The organism is Streptomyces brevispora, assembly GCF_007829885.1.
GTDB lineage: Bacteria > Actinomycetota > Actinomycetes > Streptomycetales > Streptomycetaceae > Streptomyces > Streptomyces brevispora.
The window spans coordinates 565140-582476 of record NZ_VIWW01000001.1; the positions used below are offsets into that span (position 1 = coordinate 565140).

Consider the following 17337-nt stretch of genomic DNA (forward strand, 5'->3'; position numbering starts at 1 on the left):
CTAGCCGCGGCCGAACGAGTCGAACAGCCGGGTGAGCGCCCGGTCGAAGACCTCCTCCAGATCGATCGGCCCGGGGTCCTCGGCGAATCCCGCCGCCAGGCGCGGATACTTCCCGGTCGAGATCTGACTGATCAGATAGCCGGTACGGGCGGCCTGCTCCTGCTCCTCGGTCCAGGGCAGCGAGCGACTGCGCTCCGCCGTGGCGATCTCGTTGGCGGTGTAGGTGGTGACCACGCCGTTGACCATGGCGATGAGTTCCATCTTCTCGCCGAACCGCGCGTCCACCCCGTCCAGACAGCTCAGCGTGTATTCCAGATACCGCAGGGTGTTCGGGCTGAATCCGTACACGGGTGACATCAGCCGGGGCACCCAGGTGTGGCGGTGCATCATCCGCCGGGCCTGATGGGCGAGGGCCAGGATGTCGGCGCGCCAGTCGCCGGAGGGCTCCGGGTAGTCGTACCCGGCACTGACCGCGTCGAGCATCAGCTCGTACAGGTCCTCCTTGCGGGGCACGTAGTTGTACAGCGACATCGTGCCGCAGCCCAGCTCGGCGGCCACCTTCCGCATCGACACCGCGTCAAGGCCCTCCGCGTCCGCGATGCGCACGGCGGCTGCGGCGATGTCCGCACGGCGATACGCGGGCCGCGGCCCGCGGCCGGCCCGTTCCGGACGCGCCCAGATCACTTCGGGTACAGCGGGTCGCTCCACCATTGATCATCACCTCGACCACCATGGTAGTTACGTACACCGTACGTAGTGCGGTACGGTTACGGCATGACAACTACGTACACCGTACTTAGTGAAGGTCTGGAGAAGCGCTACGGCGAGGTCCACGCGCTGCGCGGCCTCGATCTGGCCGTGGCCGAGGGCACCGTCTGCGGAGTGCTGGGGCCCAATGGCGCCGGCAAGACCACAGCCGTCCGGGTGCTCACCACGCTGACCGCACCCGACGGTGGCAGCGCCCTGATCGCCGGCCACGACGTGGTGCGCGAGGCCGGCGCGGTACGGGCGGCGATCGGCGTCACGGGACAGAGCGCCTCGGTCGACGGCGAGCTGTCCGGCCGGCAGAACCTGCGGCTCTTCGCGAAGCTGCTCGGATTCCGGGGCGCGGCCGTGCGCAGCCGGGCCGACGAGCTCCTCGAACGCTTCGAGCTGACCGACGCGGCCGACCGCCCGGCCCGCACCTACTCCGGCGGGATGCGGCGCCGGCTGGACCTCTCCGCAAGCCTGCTGGCCCGGCCGCGGGTGCTGTTCCTCGACGAGCCGACCACCGGGCTCGACCCGCACAGCCGCAATCAGATCTGGGCAGTGGTACGGGAGCTGACGGACGGCGGCACCACGGTCCTGCTCACCACGCAGTATCTGGAGGAGGCCGATCAGCTGGCCGACGACATCGTGCTCGTCGACAGGGGGCGGGCGGCCCACCACGGCACCCCCGCCGAGCTGAAGGCGGCGATCGGCAGCTACGCCGAGGTGGTCGTCGGCCATCCGTCCGCACTCGTGCCGGCCGCCGCCGTGCTGGACCGGCTGACAGGCACCGAACCGGTTCTCGACCACGAGCGCCGCACGGTGAGTGCCGTCGCCTCCGACCCCGCACTCACGCTGCTCCGGATCGTCCGCGAGCTGGACGCGGCGGGCGCGGCGGTGGTCGACGCGAGTCTGCGGCCGCCCACCCTCGACGAGGTCTTCCTCCGGCTGACCGGCCGCGACACCGGCCGTACCGTCCCACCGACGAAGGAGATGGCGGCATGAGCGGCGGCACACGCGTGGCGGAGCGGCCCGTCACGGGCGCCGGGAAGGCCGCGAGCACACCGGTCGCGGACGCGCTGGCCGTCCTGGGCCGTCATCTGCAAAGGGCCAAGGCGGCCCCGGGCGTTCTGATCATGACCCAGACCATGCCGATCACGATGCTGCTGTTCTTCGGGTACGTCTTCGGCAGCGCCCTGGCCGTGCCCGGTCAGGAGTACCGCGCCTTCCTGGTGCCGGGACTGCTGGCGGCGACCGCGGCGAACGGCATCATGACCGGGATGTTCCAGTCCGCGCAGGACTGCCACCGGGGCGTGATGGACAGGTTCCGCACGCTGCCGATGAGCCGGTCCGCCGTTCCGTTCGGGCAGACCGCGGCCGACCTGCTGACCACGACCGTCGGCATGATCCCGCTGATCCTGGTCGGGCTCGCGGCGGGCTGGCGGATCGAGGGCGGCCCGGCGGCCGCGCTGGGGGCGTTCGGACTGCTGCTGCTGTTCCGGTTCGCCACCGCGTGGGTGGGCTGCTGGCTGGGGCTGCTGATCCGGAACGAGGAGGCGGCCGGCCAGCTGGGCGCAGCCACGTTCATCCTGCCGCTGCTCTCCAGCGCGTACATCCCGACCGGCAATCTGCCGGACCGGCTGCGCCTCCTCACGGAGTGGAACCCGATCAGCGCCGCCGCCGCGATGGCTCGCGACCTCTTCGGCAACGCCGCGCCGGCCGCCGACGCCGCCTGGCCGGTCGCGCACCCGGTGGCCGGGACGCTGCTCTGGTCGGCGGTGCTGCTCGCGGTCGCCGTACCGCTGTCCGTACGCCGGTACGCGCGCGGCGGCGAGTGACGGGCCAAAAGACCCTCAGCCGGGCAGCACGGCCGGCCGGTCCAGCGCGCCGAGCAGACGGATGAAGCTCGACTCCAGAAAGGCGCCGAGTTCCGCGGGGGCGTCCGGTCCGTCGGGCGGCCAGTTGATGACGGCCTCCTCGGCGAAGGCCATCCAGGCCCGGGCGGCGGCGAGCAACCGGGGCGAATCCGGCATCCCGAGCCGCCGCTGGCCCTCCTCGGCCCGCCGGGCCAGGGTGGCGCGGGTGGACTCGACGATGTCCTCCACGGCGGGATGGCTGCCGGAGGCGCCGCGGACCAGGGCGAGATAGACCTTGCGGTGCTCCGTGACGTAGGCCGCGAATCCGGCGATGAACGCCCGCAGCCAGGGGACGGGCTCCAGCGAGGGGTCCGGTTCCGTGGCTGCGGCGAAGTCGTCGCATTCCTGCCGCACCACACAGCGGTAGAAGTCGCGCTTGGAGTCGAAGTAGTGGAAGAGCAGCCCCCGGGAGATACCCGCGCGGCGCGCCACATCATCGGTGGAGAGCTCGTCCAGCGAGCAATCGGCAAGCATGTCCACGCCAATCGCTACCAGTTGTGCCCTTCGCTCGTCGGGGCTCAGGCGCACTGGTCGCTTCTCGGGCATGCGGCCAGTCTAGAAGTGCTTCGACACCGAATTACCTCGGTACCCACTTCACCACGAATCGGCATGCGGTCGCAGCCACCACCGGGCCTCACGCGGACATGGCGACGCGCCACTGCCGACTCCGGGGATGACGGAAGAGCGGGCAGCAGCGCGATACCTGGACCGGGGCCGTCGGGTCAGCGGCGGCTGCCGAAGAGCGAGCGTCGCAGTCGTCGCAGCGGCGCGAAGAGCGAGACCCGCGCGCTCTTGCTCCGGTGCACGTGCGCGGCGTCGCGCGAGGTCAGCTCACGCATCAGCAGCGTCGCTTCCGCGGACTCGCGCTGCGGGACGACGGGGCCGCCCAGCACCGCGAGATGCCGGTCGAGGCGCGAACTCGTCGCACCGCTTCCGCAGGTGATAGCAGGCACTCGCGGCCTGCTGCGCACCGTTATCTGTTCCATGTCACTCCCCACCCGTACGAGGGCACCCGGTCCGGGCAGGTTAACCCTATCCTCCCGCGGCGACACTCACGCATCGCGGGCGCAGGATTGAGCACACACATACGGAGGTTGACCACCGTTCCGCGAATTCATCGCATTCCAGGGCGTGTTGGAAGGGTCGTGCGCAACCGGACACCCCGGACCCGGTCCGCGGACGACACCTGGAAGGAGGCCCCGGCCTGCGGGACCTCCTCCCCGGCGGACAGCCGAAGCGGACGACGGAAGGGCGTTGGGGCGGGAGGTCAGGCGACCGAGTTGAGGACGGGCAGGTAGCCACCGGACTGTCCGGCGGCGAAGGGGTGGTACGACTCGCCGATGTTGAGCCAGTTGAGGCTGTGCAGCCAGGCGCTTCCCGAGCAGATCTCGTGTCCGGTGAACTTCCCCGCGACATCGCCGAAGGTGAAGCCGTGGTCGGCCGCACGCTTGGCGGTGGCCGCGTTCAGGTAGTCGGACGCGCCGTTGATGGCGGCGCGCACCTTGTCACTCAGACCGACGACGCAGCTGCCGCCGACCTTGTAGAAGCGCGGGTAGCCGAGGACCACGACGTGGGCGGACGGAGCCTTGGCGCGGATCGCCGAGTACACCGAGTTGAGGTTGCCGGGCAGCGTGGAGTCCACATAGCTGCGGGCGGTGGCGATCCGGTTGAGGCAGGTGGCCTCCGACTGGAGGACACAGGTCGTCATGACATCGGAGAATCCGGCGTCGTTGCCGCCGATGGAGATGGAGACGAGGTCGGTCGAGGAGTTGAGCGGTCCGAGCTGATTGGCGGTCACATCGCCGGTACGGGCTCCCGAGCAGGCGGTGAAGGCGAACGAGGCGGGCGAGTGGGCGGCCGCCCAGAGCGAGGGGTACGCGAGGGTGCTGCGCTTGCAGTCCCCGCTGGAGCTGATGTAGCTGCCCGAACCGACACCCGAGGAGTACGAGTCACCGAGGGCGACATAGTCGACGCCCTGCACGGACGGAGCGGCGTTCGCGGTGGCCGCCCCGGTCAGGGCGATGACGGCACCGAGCAGAAGCGAGGACGAGAACGCCACGAGTCTGGACATTTTCATGGAATCTCCCTTGGACCGGCCGGCAGGATCTCTGCCACATACGTGGTAGCAGCAGGGATGGCCATTCCGGAAGTGTTCATGCCAAGTCCATCGCATGACGTTTTCCGGAAACCTCCTGAGGCCGCGTCACCACGACGTCCCGGCAGGCCGCGCCGGCGCCCGGCCGGAGCGGAGGAAGGTGACGAAACCTGGGTGCGCCGGGTACCCCTGTGCCGGATCATGGGCGCCATGTCCGCCAACCCCGAGTCAGTCCTGCCGATCCGGCTCAACATCGACGACAGCGACTCCCCGTCCGACGTCGTCGACGCACTGTTCCTCGGCCGCTTCGCGACGGGCGAGCAGCCGTACTCGCACAGCTCCTCCCTCGACCGGGTCAGAACCGGGGCGACGCTGCTGCCCCCGGCCGCGAAGGTGCTGCGCGCCACCCGTGACGACGACCGCAGCGCCGTGCTCGCCGAGGGCGAGGGCTGGACGCTGCTCGTGTCGCGGTGGAACCGCGGCGCCGACGTCACGGTCACCGCGACCACCCCGGAACTGGCCCTAAAGGTGCTCGGCGAGGCCACGGACGGCGCCCAGGACAAGCCCGATCCGCAGCCCGGGAACGTGACCATGGGCTTCTGGCACATGTCGCCGCGCCGCGGTCCGTCCCGCACCACCCGGCAGATCACGGCCGGCACCTGGGACGAGGTCGGCCCCAACTACACCGCGCCGGTGGCCGATGCCATGGGCCGGCTGATGAAGGTCACCCCGGACGACATCGCGGGCCGGCTGCTCCTGCTGCACGGCCCGCCGGGCACCGGCAAGACCTCCGCGCTGCGCACGTTGGCGCGGTCCTGGCGGGACTGGTGCCAGGTCGACTGCGTACTCGATCCCGAACGGCTCTTCAACGACGTCGGCTACCTGATGGACATCGCGATCGGCGAGGACGACGGTACGGAGAAGGGCCGTTGGCGGCTGCTGCTCCTGGAGGACTGCGACGAGCTGATCCGCGGCGAGGCCAAGCACACGGCCGGACAGGCGCTGTCCCGGCTGCTGAACCTCACGGACGGACTGCTGGGCCAGGGCCGCAACGTCCTCGTCGGGGTGACCACCAACGAGGACCTGGAGCGTCTGCACCCGGCGGTCGTCAGGCCCGGCCGCTGCCTGGCCCGGATCGAGGTGGGCCCGCTGACCCGCAAGGAGTCGGTGGCCTGGCTGGGCACGGACGAGGGCCTGGGCCGCGACGTGTCCCACGAGGGGACGACCCTGGCGGAGCTGTACGCACTGCGCCGCGGCACACGCCCCGCATCGGTGCCCAAACAGGACTCGGGCGCGGACGCGGGCCTGTACCTCTGAAACCCGTCCGGGCCGTCCGGGCGCGATCCGGGTCCGGACGGCGATCGAGGACGAAGCGGCCCGCCGGACGCCCCCGCACCCGGCACCCGTAGCTACCCCGCGTACACCGCCCGCACCGCGTCCTGGGCCAGCGCGAGCGCCCGCGCACGGGACACGCCCAACCGCCGGGCCTGCTCCGCGTACACCTGCGCCGCGGACGCCGCGTTGCGCTCGGCCGCGTCCCCCGCGGCGGCGACGAACGTGCCGTTGCGCCCACGCGTCTCGATCACCCCGTCCGCCTCCAGCGCCCGGTACGCCTTGGCGACCGTGTTGGCGGCGAGGCCCAGTTCCTCGGCGAAGCCGCGTACGGTCGGGAGTCTGTAGCCGACCGGCAGCGCGCCGGAGCGGGCCAGTTCGGAGATCTGCGTACGCAACTGCTCGTACGGGGCGGTGCCGGAATCCGGGTCAACGGAGATCTTCAGGGTCACGGCCCGATTCTCCCTCACCGCCGGAAAATTCAGGAGCGCCCGGACCGGCCTGCGGATAGCGTCCGGCCCATGACTGTCATCGTGCGCGACTTCCGGCCCGCAGACGCCGAGGACTGGGTACGGGTGCGCCGCGCGGCACTCCCGTTCATGGTGACCACACCGGAGGCGGTCGTCTTCGGCCTGGCGACCGCCCATCCCGACAAGCGGTACCGCCTGCTGGTCGCGGAGGAGGACGGCGAGATCATCGGAACGGCCGAGGCCGGTCTGGCCCATGAGAGCCCCAGGCCCGGTCAGGCGTCCTGCAATCCGCACGTCCATCCGGAGCGGACCGGCCGGGGTGCGGGCTCACTGCTGCTGCGCACGGCCGAGGAACACCTGGCCCTGGCCGGTGCGACCGAGATCTACTCCTGGGTGCTGGACACCCCCGGCGACCGGGCGTTCGCCGAGCGGCGCGGCTACGCCCCGAGCCGGCCGGCGCACTTCATGCATCTGGATCTGGCCGGCGGCACGCTGCCACCCCGTCAGGAACTCCCGGCCGGCGTCGAGCTGCGGACCGGCTCCGATTTCGACGACGACCCGCGACCGCTCTTCGAGGCGGACGCCGAGACCACCGCGGACGAGCCCAGTGACACGCCGGGCGGGCCGTCGGACTACGAGAAGTGGCTCGCCGAGACCTGGCGCAGCCCCGCGCTCGACCACCACCTCACCTCGGTGGCGGTGGTCGACGGCGAGGTCGCGGCGTTCAGCGCGGCGGAGTGCGACGGCGCGGGCCGCTACTGGTCGGGGATGACCGGCACCCGGCGGGCGTACCGCGGCCGCGGGCTGGCGAAGCTCGCCAAGAACGACTCGCTGCACCGGGCGCGCGCCGCCGGGTACACCGACGCTTACACCGGCAACGACGCCGAGAACGGACCGATGCTGGCGATCAACCGCTGGTTCGGCTACGAGATCTGTGCCACGGAGGTACGCCATGTCCGCAGGATCGGCTGAGGCCGGACTGACCGTCGTCCTGGTCAAGGCCGGAAGGACCAAGATCCGCTACCCGGCCGCCCTGCTCGCCGACAACGGCACCCGGGTGACGGTAAGGGCGCCCTGGGCCTCCCCGCGGGTGCGTGACTTCGGCTTCGTCCGGTTCGAGCCGGGTGATGTGCTGACCGAGCACTACTGGCGCGACACCTGGTTCGCGGTGAAGGAGGTCCGCACGGGCTCGGGCGAGCTCAAGGGCTGGTACTGCGATGTGACCCGCCCGGCCGTGCTGCGGGACGGTGAGCTGGTCGTCGAGGACCTGGACCTCGATCTGTGGGTGTCGGCGGACCGCTCCCTCGTACTGCGCCTGGACGAGGACGAGTTCGAGGAGAGCGGGCTGGCCGGACGCGATCCGGAGGCGGCGGGTGCCGCCGTCGGGGCACTGGACGAGCTGGAGCGCCTCGCCGGTACGCCGGAGGGTTTCGCCGGCCTGCTGGGCTGAGAGGGCCGGCCACGCCCGGCCGGCCGGGCCCCCTCAGCCGGCCACCAGCTCCACCTCGTACCCCGCCGCGTCCTCCAGGTACGCGGCCACGTGTTCGTCACCGCCCGCATGCGGATGACGGTCCGCGAAGAGCAGCCGCCAGCCGTGGTCCGGGGCGCGCGCCACCAGTGCGTCGAGGGCCGCCCGGTCCGTCAGGTGGAACGCCAGGTGGTTGAGGCCCGGACGGCACCGCTCGTGCGGTCCGGGTACCAGGTCGGGCGACTGCTCGATCACCACGTAGCTGTCGCCCCGCCGCCAGCTGCGCCCGTGCACCCACCGCTGGTACGGGACATGGCCCAGCTCGCCGAGGAGCCAGCCCCACGCCGCCTCGGCCGCCGCCAGATCGGGCACCCACAGCTCGATGTGGTGGACCTGCCCGGTGCGGACCCCGCCCGTCGGCAGCGGGACCGCACGGCGGGGTCCCTGCGGTTCGTACGCGACGGTGTCGCCGTCCTCGTGCCAGTGGATCAGGAAGCGCTCGCCCGCCAGGTAACCGTCGAGTCCGGCGCGGCAGTACGCGACCATGTCGTCCGGAAGGGCGTCCAGCGGGAACCACTCCAGCTCCGAGCACTTGTCCGGTTCGCGGTTGTACGGCGGCCGGGCCGGGTCGTACTCCGTCTCGAAGAACCAGCCGGTCCTGGGGCTGCCGCCGGGCCCGCGGTGCTGCATGACGAGGGCCACCCGCAACTCCTCCGGTTCGAGGGCGATCCCGATCTCCTCGGCCGCCTCGCGGATCATGCCCTCGCGGACGTCCTCGCCGTCCTCGACATGTCCCGACGGGGCGTGCAGCAGCCCGTCCGCGTACCCCGTGCCGGTGCGCCGGGCGAGCAGGACGTCGGAGCCGCGCCGGAGGATCAGATGCACGTCCACGACCTCGGTGTGCCGGCGCGGTGGTTCGGCACGCGCCACCAGGGCGTAGCGCTCGTCGTCGACGTCCTTGCCCCAGAGGGCACGGTCGCCGGAGAGCCGCTCGTGGTGGATGCGCTCGGTGAACGGGGCGAGCAGCGCGGTGAGCTGACGGGCGGACAGCCCGACCCCGTTCCACACGCCCTCGATCAGCACCAGTCTTCCGCCGGGCCGCAGCAGGCCGAACCAGTGCCGCAGGGCCGCCGCCGGGTCGGGCAGCAGCCACACCACGTGCCGGGCCAGGATCACGTCGAAGCGCTGCTTGCCGACCGGGGGCCGGTCCGCGTCCCCGACGAGCACTTCGGTCCCCGTACCGGCCAGCTTGGCGCGCGCCTGCTCCACCATGCGCGACGACCGGTCGACGCCGGTGACCCGGTGGCCCTGCCCGGCGACGAGCAGCGCCAGGCTTCCGGTGCCGCACCCCAGGTCGAGGATCTCGGAACGCTCCCGGGGCAGCCAGCTCTCCAGCCGCTGCGCCCAGGCGTGCCGGACCACGGGATCGAGCAGACCGTGGTCCGGCTCCTCGTCGAAGGAATCGGCGGCGGAGTCCCAGTCGATCGTCGTCATGGACCGATCTTGCCATCTGCCCTCCGCCGCTGAAAGCGGCAAAGGACGGTCCGGGACGGTGATCCGGCCAGGTCCGTACGACGGGCCCTACCCGACGACCGAGGCGCAGGTGGTCGGGGTGGCGTGCGCCGGGTCCAGGGCGTTCGCCACCTCGTGGTAGGCGACCCGGTCGATGGTCCCGATCGCCACGTGCTCGGACAGATCGACCGGGCACAGGTCCTGGAGCAGAACGTTGCGCACGTCGGGCCCGTTCAGGAACTGCGTCCGGTACGGGGTCACGACCTCGTCGTACTTGGTGGAGATGACGGTGTAGTGCACGCCCGGCACGGTGTCGCCGCCCGCGTTGAGCTTGGTGATGAAGGGCGATCCGGCCACCTGGTCGGCGAGTCCGGGCGTGCCGGCGTTGAGCAGGTACTCAGCACCGGGGAAGTACGGCAGCAGCTTCGTCAGGCCGAGGAGGGTGGTGCCGTGGTTGTCGGGCGCGAGCCCGATCATGGCGTTGACCTTGGCTCCCCCGCCGAGGAACTTCAGGTAGTAGTTCGGCATCATGCCGCCCTGGGAGTGCCCGACGATGTCCGCCTTGGACGCCCCCGTGGAGGCGAGCACCTTGTCGACGAAGACCGCGAGCTGCCCGGCCGACTTGTCGATCGGACCCAGGCCGTTGAAGAGCGGCACACCGGGGAGCTGCCCGTAGTCGAGCGAGTAGACGCAGTAGCCCCGGTTCACCAGGTAGGGGGCGAGGACGAGCCAGTTGTCGACCGAGTTCCCGAAGGTTCCGTGGACCAGGACGACGGGCCGGGGGTGGGCTGCGGAGGGTTTGCAGGAGTAGTCGTTCCAGCCACGTGAGGTGGCCGTGGCGGCGGTGGGGGTGGCTGCAGCGGCAGTGGCCGTGGGGGTGGCGACTGCGGCGACGGCGAGGAGTAGTGCGGCGAGGGTTCTGCGCGCTCGTGGGGTGCGCGGCGCACGGGTCCAGGGCAGCATCGTGTGTTCTCCTTGCGGCTCAAGGGAGTTGCGATGTCTGTGCACCCTGCGGCCCGGACCACAAGTTCCGACAAAGTTCTACGTGCTCATGCCAACTTACGCACGAGTAAGGTTGTCTGGGAAGTTACGCGTCGGTAAAAACTGACGCGGTGGCAACGTTGGCTCCAGGACAGCCCGCGGCCGGCAGATCAGGCCGCGAGTCGCCCCGGCATCACGGCCTGCGGTCCGAATCTGGCCCGCAGCCGGTCCGCCACCGCCTCGATCCGCCGCGCCCGTTCGTCCACCGGATCGAAGGTCAGCTGATGCGCGGCCCGCCCGGCGTCACCGAGCCCCTCGGCACGCAGGGCGATCCCCCGCACCCGGGCCCGCTGCAGGGCGAACGAGTCATGGATCCGGTACGCGAGCGCGGTGAGCTCCGCGGAGTGCGCAGTAGGCTCGCGGAGCGTACGGCTTCGGGTCAGCGTCGAGTAACCGGTCCGGTCGGCGTAGCGCACGGAGACCGCGAGTGAGCGGCACACCCGCCCCTCACCGCGCATCCTCGCTCCCAGCTCCTCGGTGAGCGACATGAGCGCGCGCCGCTGCCGCTCCCGGTCCAACTCGTCGCGCGGGAAGGTCCGTTCGGCTGCGACCGACCGGGCTGCGGCGTTCGGCACCACCGCCGTACGGTCGATGCCCTGCGCCCGCTCCCACAGTTCGCGCCCGGTCCGCACCCCGGTGATCCGCTGCAGGGTGCCGAGCGGGGCGGCCGCGATCCGGCCGACGGAGTCGAGCCCGTATCCGCACAGGGCGCGGGCCGTCGCCGCCCCGACGCCGTCCAGCGTGGCGGCCGGCCGATCCGCGAGGAAGGCGGCGGCCCCGCCGACGGGCACCACGAAGGTCGTCCCGGGCGCGGCCCGCCGCGCCGCCATGCGTGCCAGCATCGGGTTCTCGGCGGCCCCGATCGCGCAGTCCACGCCGTGCAGGGCCAGCGCGCGGACCCGGATCATCGCGGCCAGGCCGGCCGCGTCCCGCCCGAAGTAGCGCAGCGCGCCCCGCACATCGGCGAGCGCCCCGTCGGGCGGCGCCGCCTCCACGGCCGGGGTGAACGAACCGAGCAGGGCCAGCAGCCCCGCGTAGCCGGCGCCGTCCGGGGGGCCGCCGCCGATCCGGCGGAACCGCAGACAGAGGATTCCGGGCTGCTCGCCCATCCCACGGACTCCGGACTGATCGCCCGTCCCGCAGACTTCGGACTGCTCGCTCGTCCCGCAGGCTTCGGACTGCTCGCTCGTCCCACGGACTCCAGGCTGCCCGCCCAACCCACGGGCTACGGGCTGCTCGCTCGTCCCACGGACTCCGGGCTGCTCGCTCGTCCCACAGATCTCAGGCTGCTCGCTCATCCCGCGCTCCCCGGGCTCTGGTGCCACAGCTTCCTTCCGGTGGGCGTCCCCTCACCGGGCGGCCGGAGGTCCGCCCAGGGGTTCATCTCGTAACCCGTGGGCATCCGGATCCGGCGGCCGTCACCGTCGGCGGGCGCCTCCCCCGCCTCCGGGCCCGGCGCCTCCGGCGCAGGCTCCTGCGCCAGCCGGGCCGCGACCGCGTCGAGTCCGCCGGTGCGCCGCAGTTCGGCCAGCTCGGCCAGATTCCAGGCGGCGGCGCCGACCACGCTCAGGCTCCGCGGCCCGCGCCGCTGCACCACCCCGCGCACCAGCAGCAGCCAGGAGTGGAAGACGGTGTACGCGCAGGCGGCGTGGCTGTCGTCGAAGAACGCCAGGTCGACCAGGCCCGTACCGTCGTCCAGGGTGGTGAAGACGACCCGGCGCCCGGAACGGACCGGCGGGGTCTGGGTGGCCGCCTTGGCGCCCGCGACCAGCACGGTCTCCCCGTGCCGGGCCTCGCGCAGCCGTTTGGCGGAGACCGCTCCGAGCTCCGCCAGGAAGGCGTGGTGATCGCTCATCAGATGGCGTGAGACATCCATGCTCAGCACGCCCAGCTCGGCACTGAGCCGTTCCGCCTCGTTGAGGTCGGGCAGGCCGATGGAACCGGTCCGGTGCCCGCCGCCGAGCGGGAGCTGCGCGCCGCCGCCACCGGATCCCGCGCCCCGCCGGGCCCGGTGGAGCTCGGACAGATGCAGCAGCAGATCACGGCGGTTGGCGCCGAACTCGTCCAGCGCACCGACCTGGGACAGCCGTTCGGCGGCCGGCTTGCCCGGACGGGCCCGCTGCCAGAAGTCCAGCAGCGAGGTGTAGGGCTGTCCGGCCTCGATCCGGGCGACCTCGGCCGCGCTGATCCCGTGGACGTCCGAGAGCGCCAGCCGCAGACCCCACACTTCCTCTCCCTCTCCCGCATCGGACACCAGTTCAATCCGGTGGGCGGCCGCCGACCGGTTCACGTCCAGCGGCAGCACCGGCACCCCGCGCCGCCGCGCGTCGGCGAGCAGCAGCCGCTTCGGGTACATCCCGGGGTCATGGGTGAGCAGCCCGGCGTAGAAGGCCGCCGGGTGGTGCGCCTTCAGCCATGCCGACTGGTACGTCGGCACCGCGAAGGCGACCGCGTGCGCCTTGCAGAAGCCGTAGCTGCCGAACGCCTCGATGATCTCCCAGGTGCGGGCGATCACTTCGGCGTCGTACTTCCTCGCCGCGGCGTGCCGGGCGAACCAGATCCTGATCCGGCCCTGCGACTCGGGGTCGGAGAGCCCGCGCCGGACCCGGTCGGCCTCGTCCCGGCCGCAGCCGGTCATGATGTCGACGATCTCGGTGATCTGCTCGTGGAAGACCACCACTCCGTAGGTCTCGCGCAGCGGTCCCTCCAGGTCGGGGTGCGGATAGCGGACGGGCGCACGGCCGTGCCGGGCCTCGATGAACGGCCGCACCATGTCGGCGGCGACCGGACCGGGCCGGAAGAGCGATATGTCGACCACCAGATCGTGGAAGCCGGCCGGCTGGAGACGGCCGATCAGATCGCGCTGTCCGGGTGACTCGATCTGGAAACAGCCCAGCGTCTCGGCGGTCCTGATCAGCCGGTACGTCTCCGGGTCGCCCGGCGGTACGGCGTCCAGGTCCACCTCCCGCCCCGAGGCACGCTTCACCTCCGTGACCGCGTGCGCCATCGCCGACTGCATCCGTACGCCCAGCACGTCGAGCTTGAGCAGCCCGAGGTCCTCCACGTCCTCCTTGTCGAACTGCGCCATCGGGAAGCTCTCGCCGCTGGTGGGCATGACGGGGGTGCGGCGCAGCAGCGAGGCGTCCGAGAGGAGGACTCCGCACGGGTGCATGGCGATACCGCGCGGCAGCGCGTCCAGCGCCTCCACCAGTTCCCACAGTCGCCCGTACTTCTCCTTCGTCCTGGCCACTTCGCGCAGTTCGGGCAGTTCCTCCATGGCCGCGCGGGCGTCGCGGGCCCGGATGTGCGGGAAGGCCTTGGCGAGCCGGTCGGTCTCGGCCGGGTTCATCGAGAGCGCGGCTCCGACGTCCCGGATGGCATGGCGCACCCGGTAGGTCTCGGGCATGGCGACGGTGGCGACCCGTTCGGCGCCGAAGCGGCCGATGATCGTGCGGTAGACGTCGAGGCGGCGGGCCGACTCGACGTCGATGTCGATGTCGGGCAGCACGAAGCGTCGCTTGGACAGGAAGCGCTCCATCAGCAGCCCGTGCTCGACCGGGTCGGCGTGGGCGATGCCGAGGAGGTGGTTGACCAGGGAGCCCGCCCCGGAGCCGCGGGCGGCCACCCGTACCTTCATCTCCCTCACGTCGTCGACCACTTGGGCGACCGTCAGGAAGTACGAGGCGAAGCCGTGGTGGGCGATGATGTCCAGCTCGTGGTGCATCCGGTCCCAGTAACCGGGCCTGCGGTCGTAGCCGCGCAGCACCATGCCCGCGGCGGCGCGGGAGGTCAGCACCCGCTGGGCGGTGCGGTGGCCGGCGCCGACGAGGTGCGGTTCGGGGAAGTGGACGGAGCCGAGGCCGATATCGCCCTCGGGGTCGACGGCGCAGGCTTCGGCGGTGCGCCGGGTCTCCGCGAGCAGCCGGGCTCCGGCGCCGGGGCCGAGTCCGGCGGCGGAGGCGATCCGCTCGGCGGCCGCGGCCATCGCTTCGGCGTCCTTGAGCCAGCGCTCACCGCTGTCGAGCGGGGTGCGGCGCGGGTCGACGGGGACGAGCCTGCGGGCCGAGTCGAGCACATCGGCGACCGGCCCCTGCCCCGCGTCGGCGTACCGGACGGCGTTGGTCAGCACGGCCCGTATCCCCTGTTCGGCGGCGAAGCCGACGGTACGGGCGGCGAGCCGCAGCGAACCGGGTCCGGTGCCGTCCCGTCCGTGGTGGACGGCTTCGAGCCGCAGGTCGTCGCCGTGGATCTCCCGCCAGGGGGCGAGCAGGGCGGCGGCCCGGTCGGGACGGCCGGCGGCCAGCGCCCTGCCCACCTCGGAGGCGGGGCCGAGCAGCACGGTGAGCCCTTCGGCGGGCAGCGCGGACCGGTCGATCAGGGGCCGGCCTCCGTCGGGGACGGCGGCATGGGAGGCGGTGACGAGGCGGCACAGTTCCGCCCAGCCCCGCGCTCCGTCGCGTGCGAGGAAGGTGACCCGGGGGGCGGACTCATCGACAAAGGCGCCACCGCGGACCGGGGTGCGCAGCCGGGGCGTACGCCCGTCGCCCGCCGTACGTCCGGCGGGGGCGACCGCGAGCTCCACCCCGAAGAGCGGCCGTACACCGGCCCGCGCGCAGGCCTTGGCGAACCGGACCGTACCCGCGAGGGTGTCGCGGTCGGTCAGCGCGAGGGCATCCATCCCCCGCTCGGCGGCGCGCTCCGCCAGCCGTTCCGGGTGCGAGGCCCCGTACCGCAGGGAGAACCCGGAAACGGTATGCAGATGCGTGAACCCTGACACCCGCACCTCCTGGACCGATCCGTAACCACCCCCTCGCTCTCCACCATAGACCACGTTCGAACATCCGTGCGATATTCGAGACGCGGGCCACTCCGCCGCCCCTCCCCTCGCCCACCCCCTCCACCATCACCCGGCCCTCACTCAGCCATTCGGCCCGGCCCCGACTGCGTGGACGACGGGCACCCCGGACGGTGGGGGCATGACTTTCGCTGACGAGGTGAAGAACGCCGTCACTCCGCGGGCGGCGCTGCTCGTCATCGGCGTGCTGGCGCTGCAACTGCTGTTCATCGCGTCCTATATCGGAGCGCTGCACAAGCCGAAGCCGACGGACGTGCCCTTCGGGATCGTCGCGCCGCAGCAGATGTCCGCCCGGCTCCTCACCGAGCTGAAGGATCTCCCGGGCGGTCCGCTGGACCCCCGCACGGTCTCCGACGCGGCCACCGCCCGCCGGCAGATGCTCGACCGCGACATCGACGGCGCCCTGATCGTCAGCCCCCGGGGCACCACCGACACCGTGCTGGTCGCCTCCGGCGGGGGCACCGTGCTGGCCGACTCACTGACGAAGATCATCACGAAGGTCAACCTCACCCATCAGCGCACGGTCCACTCCGTGGACGTGGCCCCGGCCTCGGACGAGGACTTCGACGGACTCTCGTCCTTCTACCTGGTCGTGGGCTGGTGCGTCGGCGGATACCTCTGCGCCTCGATCCTGGCGATCAGCGCCGGCAGCCGCCCCGCCAACCGCCAGCGCGCCACGATCCGGACCGGAGTCATGGCGCTGTACTCGATCGCGGGCGGAATCGGCGGCGCGGTGATCATCGGGCCGATCCTCGGAGCGCTCCCCGGAAGCTCCTGGGGGCTGTCGGGCCTGGGCGCGCTCACCGTCTTCGCGGTCGGCATGATCACGCTCGCCCTGCAGGCGCTCACCGGCATCGTCGGCATCGGCCTGGCCGTCCTGCTCGTGGTGATCGCGGGCAACCCGAGCGCGGGCGGCGCCTTCCCCCTCCCGATGCTGCCGGACTTCTGGCGGGCGATCGGCCCCGCACTGCCGCCGGGGGCCGGGACCTGGGTGGCACGCTCGATCGCGTACTTCAACGGCAACGCGGTGACCGGACCGCTGCTGGTGCTGTCCGCGTGGGCGGTGGTGGGCACGGTCGTCACCCTGCTGCTGGCCATGCGCAGAAAGCCGGACGCGACGGACGGCGCCCCGCTCGCGGGGACGGCGGGCGGGGGCTCGACACTCGGTTAGGGGCTTGGCAGCCGCCCCCACCGTCCCACTCAGGTTTCCAGGCGCTGGAGCACCCCCCGACGCTGAAGTTCCACGATGTGCTCGGCAGCCCGCTGCGGAGCGTCTCCGCCGCGTATCAGGACGCCCGCCTCGATATTGCGCCGTGCGGCGGACTCCGTGAGATTCGCACTGCCCAGGAAGAGGACCTGCCGGTCGGCGACGGCGAGTTTGGCATGCTGACGGGCATAGGAATCGGTGGCCGGGTCGCGTACCCAGTGCCAGAGACGCAACTCGGGCACGGATGCGAAAGCACCGGCCGGCTCGCGCCCCGAGAGGAGACCACGCGCACCCGCCAGCGTCTCCACCACCACATGAGTGCGCACGCCTCGCGCCGCGGCAGCTCCACTTGCGGTTGTTCCGGAACCTCCCGAAGGACTGGCGTCCGTGTCGACTCTGGCCAGCAGTCGCCGGATCGTGGATTCCGCGGGCCAGGACCGTTTCGGGTACAGCGGATCTACGACGGTGCCGAGCCGTTCGAGCAGGGCCGGCGGCGCGTCGGCCACCCATTCACCTACCGCCAGCAGGGATCGCGCTCCGGCGAGGACCGCGCGGGCCGTCAGCGCGAGGACCGTCACGAGAGGGTGCCGCACTCCCCGCGGATCCCGCGGGTCCGGGACCTGCGCAAGGCGTTCCAACAACCCCGGAACCTCGCGCGCGGACACTTCAGGATGAGGTCTGAGCTGGTCAAAGA

General features: G+C 71.9%; 16 protein-coding genes. 6 read left to right on the forward strand and 10 right to left on the reverse strand.

All coding sequences use genetic code 11. The annotated features are described in order from the left end of the window. Complete coding sequence (locus FHX80_RS02650; protein WP_145762625.1) at positions 1-711, reverse strand: TetR/AcrR family transcriptional regulator; 711 nt, start codon at positions 709-711, stop codon at positions 1-3. Positions 712-774: 63 nt separating this feature from the next. Between FHX80_RS02650 and FHX80_RS02655 the strand changes: the two genes are divergently transcribed. Together FHX80_RS02655 and FHX80_RS02660 are read left to right on the forward strand one after the other, a co-directional pair. Beyond that, the gene (locus FHX80_RS02655) at positions 775-1752 is read left to right on the forward strand and encodes an ATP-binding cassette domain-containing protein (protein WP_145762626.1); all 978 of its coding nucleotides are present in this window, start codon (positions 775-777) and stop codon (positions 1750-1752) included. Further along, on the forward strand, positions 1749-2585 hold the full coding sequence (locus FHX80_RS02660; protein WP_145762627.1) for an ABC transporter permease: 837 nt from the start codon (positions 1749-1751) through the stop codon (positions 2583-2585). Before FHX80_RS02655 ends, FHX80_RS02660 begins: the two co-directional genes overlap by 4 nt. A gap of 15 nt (positions 2586-2600) precedes the next feature. Here the strand turns inward: FHX80_RS02660 and FHX80_RS02665 are convergent, their stop codons facing one another. The 3 genes from FHX80_RS02665 to FHX80_RS02675 all read right to left on the reverse strand — a co-directional run bounded on the left by FHX80_RS02665 (position 2601) and on the right by FHX80_RS02675 (position 4740). After that, positions 2601-3209: a TetR/AcrR family transcriptional regulator gene (locus FHX80_RS02665; protein WP_167523351.1), complete on the reverse strand. Its 609-nt coding sequence runs from the start codon at positions 3207-3209 to the stop codon at positions 2601-2603. Positions 3210-3385: 176 nt separating this feature from the next. Beyond that, entirely contained in the window at positions 3386-3649 is a 264-nt protein-coding gene (locus tag FHX80_RS02670) for a hypothetical protein (RefSeq protein WP_145762628.1), read from the reverse strand. A gap of 281 nt (positions 3650-3930) precedes the next feature. Beyond that, entirely contained in the window at positions 3931-4740 is an 810-nt protein-coding gene (locus tag FHX80_RS02675; RefSeq protein ID WP_145762629.1) for an SGNH/GDSL hydrolase family protein, read from the reverse strand. A 219-nt stretch (positions 4741-4959) separates the two neighbouring features. Here FHX80_RS02675 and FHX80_RS02680 point away from each other — a divergent pair, with 219 nt between their 5' ends. After that, positions 4960-6075, forward strand: a complete 1116-nt coding sequence (locus FHX80_RS02680) for a DUF5925 domain-containing protein (RefSeq protein WP_145767035.1) — start codon at positions 4960-4962, stop codon at positions 6073-6075. 92 nt (positions 6076-6167) lie between these two features. On the opposite strand, the gene FHX80_RS02685 is transcribed toward FHX80_RS02680, so the two are convergent. Beyond that, on the reverse strand, positions 6168-6542 hold the full coding sequence (locus tag FHX80_RS02685) for a GntR family transcriptional regulator (protein WP_145762630.1): 375 nt from the start codon (positions 6540-6542) through the stop codon (positions 6168-6170). Positions 6543-6611: 69 nt separating this feature from the next. On the opposite strand from FHX80_RS02685, the gene FHX80_RS02690 reads away from it, so the two are divergent. Further along, positions 6612-7532: a GNAT family N-acetyltransferase gene (locus FHX80_RS02690; RefSeq protein WP_145762631.1), complete on the forward strand. Its 921-nt coding sequence runs from the start codon at positions 6612-6614 to the stop codon at positions 7530-7532. After that, the gene (locus tag FHX80_RS02695; RefSeq protein WP_145762632.1) at positions 7513-8010 is read left to right on the forward strand and encodes a ribonuclease FAU-1 family protein; all 498 of its coding nucleotides are present in this window, start codon (positions 7513-7515) and stop codon (positions 8008-8010) included. The genes FHX80_RS02690 and FHX80_RS02695 overlap by 20 nt, the downstream gene beginning before the upstream one ends. Positions 8011-8043: 33 nt before the next feature. On the opposite strand, the gene FHX80_RS02700 is transcribed toward FHX80_RS02695, so the two are convergent. From FHX80_RS02700 to FHX80_RS02715, 4 genes are all read right to left on the reverse strand, one after another. After that, on the reverse strand, positions 8044-9522 hold the full coding sequence (locus FHX80_RS02700; RefSeq protein WP_145762633.1) for a trifunctional class I SAM-dependent methyltransferase/NUDIX hydrolase/VOC family protein: 1479 nt from the start codon (positions 9520-9522) through the stop codon (positions 8044-8046). An 87-nt stretch (positions 9523-9609) separates the two neighbouring features. Beyond that, entirely contained in the window at positions 9610-10503 is an 894-nt protein-coding gene (locus FHX80_RS02705) for an esterase/lipase family protein (RefSeq protein WP_145762634.1), read from the reverse strand. A 188-nt stretch (positions 10504-10691) separates the two neighbouring features. Continuing rightward, the gene (locus FHX80_RS02710; protein WP_145762635.1) at positions 10692-11690 is read right to left on the reverse strand and encodes a DNA polymerase Y family protein; all 999 of its coding nucleotides are present in this window, start codon (positions 11688-11690) and stop codon (positions 10692-10694) included. Between the two features lie 185 nt (positions 11691-11875). Next, a complete protein-coding gene (locus FHX80_RS02715; RefSeq protein ID WP_145762636.1) occupies positions 11876-15358 on the reverse strand; it encodes a DNA polymerase III subunit alpha in 3483 nt (1160 codons plus the stop codon). Positions 15359-15557: 199 nt separating this feature from the next. Between FHX80_RS02715 and FHX80_RS02720 the strand changes: the two genes are divergently transcribed. Next, positions 15558-16607 carry a DUF3533 domain-containing protein gene (locus FHX80_RS02720; RefSeq protein WP_145762637.1) on the forward strand — a complete coding sequence of 350 codons (1050 nt, stop codon included), beginning with the start codon at positions 15558-15560 and terminating at the stop codon, positions 16605-16607. A gap of 29 nt (positions 16608-16636) precedes the next feature. Here the strand turns inward: FHX80_RS02720 and FHX80_RS35390 are convergent, their stop codons facing one another. After that, entirely contained in the window at positions 16637-17308 is a 672-nt protein-coding gene (locus tag FHX80_RS35390) for a transposase family protein (RefSeq protein WP_280118739.1), read from the reverse strand. Positions 17309-17337 lie beyond the last annotated feature (29 nt).

Coding starts and splice junctions, on each gene's coding strand:
- FHX80_RS02665 (WP_167523351.1), bottom strand. CDS start 3,209: ATGCCCGAGAAGCGACCAGTGCGCCTGAGCCCCGACGAGCGAAGGGCA.
- FHX80_RS02710 (WP_145762635.1), bottom strand. CDS start 11,690: ATGGGCGAGCAGCCCGGAATCCTCTGTCTGCGGTTCCGCCGGATCGGC.
- FHX80_RS02675 (WP_145762629.1), bottom strand. CDS start 4,740: ATGAAAATGTCCAGACTCGTGGCGTTCTCGTCCTCGCTTCTGCTCGGT.
- FHX80_RS02655 (WP_145762626.1), top strand. CDS start 775: ATGACAACTACGTACACCGTACTTAGTGAAGGTCTGGAGAAGCGCTAC.
- FHX80_RS02650 (WP_145762625.1), bottom strand. CDS start 711: ATGGTGGAGCGACCCGCTGTACCCGAAGTGATCTGGGCGCGTCCGGAA.
- FHX80_RS02720 (WP_145762637.1), top strand. CDS start 15,558: ATGACTTTCGCTGACGAGGTGAAGAACGCCGTCACTCCGCGGGCGGCG.
- FHX80_RS02690 (WP_145762631.1), top strand. CDS start 6,612: ATGACTGTCATCGTGCGCGACTTCCGGCCCGCAGACGCCGAGGACTGG.
- FHX80_RS02695 (WP_145762632.1), top strand. CDS start 7,513: ATGTCCGCAGGATCGGCTGAGGCCGGACTGACCGTCGTCCTGGTCAAG.
- FHX80_RS02680 (WP_145767035.1), top strand. CDS start 4,960: ATGGGCGCCATGTCCGCCAACCCCGAGTCAGTCCTGCCGATCCGGCTC.
- FHX80_RS02705 (WP_145762634.1), bottom strand. CDS start 10,503: ATGCTGCCCTGGACCCGTGCGCCGCGCACCCCACGAGCGCGCAGAACC.
- FHX80_RS02700 (WP_145762633.1), bottom strand. CDS start 9,522: ATGACGACGATCGACTGGGACTCCGCCGCCGATTCCTTCGACGAGGAG.
- FHX80_RS02670 (WP_145762628.1), bottom strand. CDS start 3,649: ATGGAACAGATAACGGTGCGCAGCAGGCCGCGAGTGCCTGCTATCACC.
- FHX80_RS02660 (WP_145762627.1), top strand. CDS start 1,749: ATGAGCGGCGGCACACGCGTGGCGGAGCGGCCCGTCACGGGCGCCGGG.